The sequence below is a fragment of the Candidatus Neomarinimicrobiota bacterium genome, assembly GCA_018647265.1.
Classification (GTDB): domain Bacteria; phylum Fidelibacterota; class Marinisomatia; order Marinisomatales; family TCS55; genus TCS55.
Genome location: JABGTK010000097.1, coordinates 1 through 4,416, shown reverse-complemented (window position 1 = coordinate 4,416; position 4,416 = coordinate 1). Strand labels below are relative to the sequence as shown.

General features: G+C 40.6%; 4 protein-coding genes. 1 reads left to right on the top strand and 3 read right to left on the bottom strand.

All coding sequences use genetic code 11. The annotated features are described in order from the left end of the window. Positions 1–102: 102 nt before the first annotated feature. Positions 103–597, bottom strand: coding sequence for an NAD(P)H-dependent oxidoreductase (locus HN459_05460; GenBank protein MBT3478894.1), 495 nt, complete (start codon positions 595–597; stop codon positions 103–105). After that, positions 597–1,325, bottom strand: a complete 729-nt coding sequence (locus tag HN459_05455; protein MBT3478893.1) for a glucose 1-dehydrogenase — start codon at positions 1,323–1,325, stop codon at positions 597–599. Before HN459_05455 ends, HN459_05460 begins: the two co-directional genes overlap by 1 nt. A 79-nt stretch (positions 1,326–1,404) precedes the next feature. Between HN459_05455 and HN459_05450 the strand changes: the two genes are divergently transcribed. Next, entirely contained in the window at positions 1,405–2,358 is a 954-nt protein-coding gene (locus tag HN459_05450; protein MBT3478892.1) for a pyridoxal-phosphate dependent enzyme, read from the top strand. Between the two features lie 215 nt (positions 2,359–2,573). Here HN459_05450 and HN459_05445 read toward each other — a convergent pair whose 3' ends face one another. Beyond that, positions 2,574–4,400 (bottom strand): excinuclease ABC subunit C, encoded by a 1,827-nt coding sequence (locus HN459_05445; protein ID MBT3478891.1) that lies wholly within the window; start codon positions 4,398–4,400, stop codon positions 2,574–2,576. Between the last annotated feature and the right edge of the window lie 16 nt (positions 4,401–4,416).

Genomic DNA, 4,416 nt, shown 5'->3' with positions numbered 1-4,416 from the left:
GTTTCAATTCCAAAAGCAGAAGAAGTCAAACCGGATATACGTCAAATTAAGATCGGTTAAATATCGGGTCGTAGGGGACGCGATTATGCGTCCCCTATTTTTTTATACGAGGTCAACCAATCCTTGAAGGATTCGTTTAGCCGAATCTGCATTCAGGGGTTTGTGGTTTGAAACCGAAATAGTCCTTGCCAAAACATTGGTGCCCAAATGTTCTAATTGACTACGAAAGCTGCTTAAAAACCGCCCACCGGGACCACCACTATGGGTACAGATTAATGCGAATTTTCCATTAAACCCGTCGCGCCACCCATCTGTTGTTACAGATATCCACGACAACGCATTGGAAAGAATAGGTGCAACGCCGCCATTATATTCAGGGGAGCAAAATACAAATCCATTTGATTCTTTGAATTTTTCTGATAGTGCATCGATCTTTTCTGTGGGGCCTGATTTTTTCGGAGTATATAGTGGCAGATCAACATCTTCCAGATTCAACATTTCACTTTCAGCACCCATTTCATCTAATAAAATTTTGAGATCTTTTGCCAAAGACAAATTATTCTGAGAGGTTGCCGATATAATTATAATCTTCCCCATCAGACCACAACTCCACCATCAACATTTAATACAGTGCCACTAATATAGGATGCTTCATCACTGGCCAAAAAACAATATGCATTTGCAACATCTTCTGGTTCTCCCCACCGTTTGACCGGCACCTTATCTCCCATCATTTTAATGATATTCTCCGGCATTTGGGCCGTCATATCAGTTTTAATAAATCCCGGCGCCACAGCATTCACTCGAATGCCATCTTTGCCCAATTCGCGAGCCCATACTTTTGTCATTCCAATTACGCCCGCTTTGGTGGCCACATAATTTGTTTGACCAAAATTTCCATAATGTCCCACAACCGATGACGCATTCAAAATTACACCACTGCCCTGCTCTTTCATGATTGTTGCCACTGCGCGAGAGCAAAGATAAACGCCCTTCAAATTAACCTCAATCACACGATCAAACTGTTCTTCTTCCATTTTAACCAATGTGCTATCCATGAGAATACCAGCATTATTCACCAGCACATCCACACGGCCATAAACATCCATGGTGGATTGAATTAACGCATCCACGCTTCCTTTATCCGCTACATTAGTTTTGACAAATAATCCTCCAACAGCATCAGCAGTTGATTGCCCAGATTCTTCATCAAATTCGGCAATAACAATCTTGGCGCCTTCTTCCGCAAATTTGATTGCAGTGGTTTTTCCGATCCCCCGGCCGCCGCCAGTGATAATACAAATCTTTCCATCCAGTAAGTTCATTGATATAACTCCAGTCTAATTACATTAATTTCTAGGCTACGAAATTACTTGTTGAAAATGATTTAAAGAAAGCAATCCCATGATTTTAGAAAATATTTTAGGTGCCATTGGAAATACTCCAATTGTTAAACTGAATTCTGTCGGCAAAGAATTAAATTGTGATTTATATGCCAAGTGTGAATTTTTTAATGCAGGCGGATCTTTAAAAGATCGTATCGGCCGCCGTATGGTTGAAAATGCAGAAAAATCCGGACGCATTAAACCTGGCGACACGCTAATTGAGCCAACTTCAGGAAATACAGGAATTGGTCTCGCACTCGCGGCAGCGGTGAAGGGATATCGCATGATTATCGTTATGCCTGAAAAAATGAGTATGGAAAAGGAATATACTCTTAAAGCGCTTGGCGCAGAAGTGGTACGCACACCGACCGAAGCAGCTCATGATGATCCGGAAGGATTGATTGAAGTGGCCAAACGAATGCAACAGGAAATCCCCAATTCACACATTTTAGATCAATATGAAAATTCCGATAATCCTGATGCCCATTATGATGGAACTGCGGAAGAAATATGGAATGATTTCGGCGCCGACTTGGATATGGCTGTCATCGGTGTGGGTACTGGCGGAACTATCACGGGAATTGCAAAAAAACTAAAAGAAAAGAATCCCAATATCCAAATTGTTGGCGCCGACCCATTTGGTTCAATTCTCGGTGGCGGCGATGAAATATTCCCTTACCACGTAGAAGGAATTGGATACGACTTTTTCCCCGATGTGCTGGACAATTCGTTCGTGGATCAATATGTAAAAATCAATGATCAAAATTCATTTGATGTGGCACGACGATTAATCAAGGAAGAAGGATTGCTTTGCGGCGGCTCCAGCGGCACGGTGGTTTGGGCAGCACTCCAAGCAGCACAATCATTAGACGCAGGACAAAAATGCCTCTGCATACTCGCTGATGGTATACGTAATTATTTAGGCAAATTTGTTTCGGATGACTGGATGAAAGAAAATGGATTTACTGTTTGATTGATTCTGAAAAGATCATGACCCTCCACCCCGATCCAATCAAAAAAGGGGTGAATATATCTAAGGTAAAATATTATTAAATGAAGTCGGCCATTATTAAATCAATTGAATCGGCCGGTGAAATTACATATTGAAGCACGGTAATTGGTTGAACGATTTCCCAATAAAAAACCGCAATATTAACATGTGGTGCAGTAAACAAAGTTTGGTGTTAACTACTTATTTTTTTTCGCCAATTCAATAATCGCCTCCGCGATTAATACAGGAAACCCCAATCGTTCTTTCAATTCTTCCGGTTTTAGTCCAGCAATCGTTTTTACATCTTTATATTCCGACAATATTTTTTTCACCCGTTTTTCTCCCATTCCCGGTATCTCATGAAAAATGGATTTGGTGACTGAATCGGTTCGTTTTTGTTTTTGATACGTAATGGCAAAACGATGTGCTTCATCCCGAATTCGTCGTAATAAGATTAATCCCGGCGATTGCTTATGTATTGATTGGGCTTCAGACTGCCCCGGCACAAAAACTTCTTCTAATCGTTTTGCCAAACCGACAATAGGCAAATAATCCAAACCCAATTCTCGTAGCGCTGAGACAGCCATGCTCAACTGTCCTTTTCCCCCATCAATGAGAATTAAATCTGGAAGTCCTTTTCCTTCCTCTTTTATTCGTTTATAGCGGCGAAATACAATTTCTCGCATAGATGCATAATCATCAATTCCCATTACAGTCTTTACCTTGAATTTTCGATATTCCGATTTTCTCGGTTTCCCATCAATAAAACACACCATGGATGCTACCGTATTTGTACCGCCCAAATGAGAAATGTCAAATCCTTCAATTCGTCGCGGCGGTACTTTCATTTGCAAATCATCCTGGAGTTGACTGAGCATTTTCGGCACAAGTTCTCGGCGTTTTTTCCTGTTAATCATCCACTCGCCTAATAGTAATTTTGCATTTTGATAGGCCAATCGAACTTCTTTTGATTTTTCACCTTTTTGTGGCACAGTCAAATGAATGGCGCCATTTCGCTTTTCTTTCAACCATTTAATTAATTGAACCGAATTTTCAGCTTCAGTCGGTAATGATATTTCTTTAGGGATAAAATCCGATTCCAAATAAAAACGCGTAATAATGGTTTCCATCATAATAGCATCAGATTCATCTAAATTTCGAAGCGATATCTTTTCACGACTGGTAATGCGTCCATTGCGAATACGGACAATAACGGCAATACCGTAATCTTCTTCTTTGGCCAAAGCGAAAACATCTCTATCCTCAAAATCCGCCGTTACTTTGCGCTGCCGATCTTTAAATCGTCCAATGGCATGAAGTTGATCTCGGTACATACCCGCATCTTCAAAGCGCATTTCACCAGACGCATTGTCCATTTGCGTCTTGATATATACTTCCGTTTCCTTGGTCCTCCCCTGCAAAAACTGAATCACCTGTTTGATCATATCATTATAATCTTTTTCAGACACCATTCCTTCGCATGGCCCTTGACATTTTTTAATGTGATAATCTAGGCAAAGGCTCACCTTTTGTGCAGTGATTGATTCGTCATTTATCATGTAATCACAACTACGGACGGGAAATATCTTATGAACAGCCTTCAAAGACCGGCGCAAATGCATGACATCAGTATAAGGACCAAAATATTTTGACCCATCACGAACAATATTTCTAGTAATAAAAACCCTTGGGTATGGCTCCTTTGTAATTCGGATATAAGGAAAAGACTTATCATCTTTCAAACTCACATTATAATGAGGTTGATGCTGTTTAATGAGGTTCGCTTCCGTCAGGAGCGCCTCCACTTCGCTTCTCACCACCAGCCATTCCACATCGGCAATTCTTTTTATCATAGTTATATTTTTGGCCGATTGATATTTACTCTGCTGAAAATAAGACCGCACCCTATTACGAAGATTCTTAGCCTTCCCGATGTAAATAATGCCTCCTTCTTCATTCTTGAAAAAGTAAACACCCGGTTTAGACGGTACTTGCTGTATCCTGTTTTTGTTGATTAAGTTCATATAAGCGGTATATAGC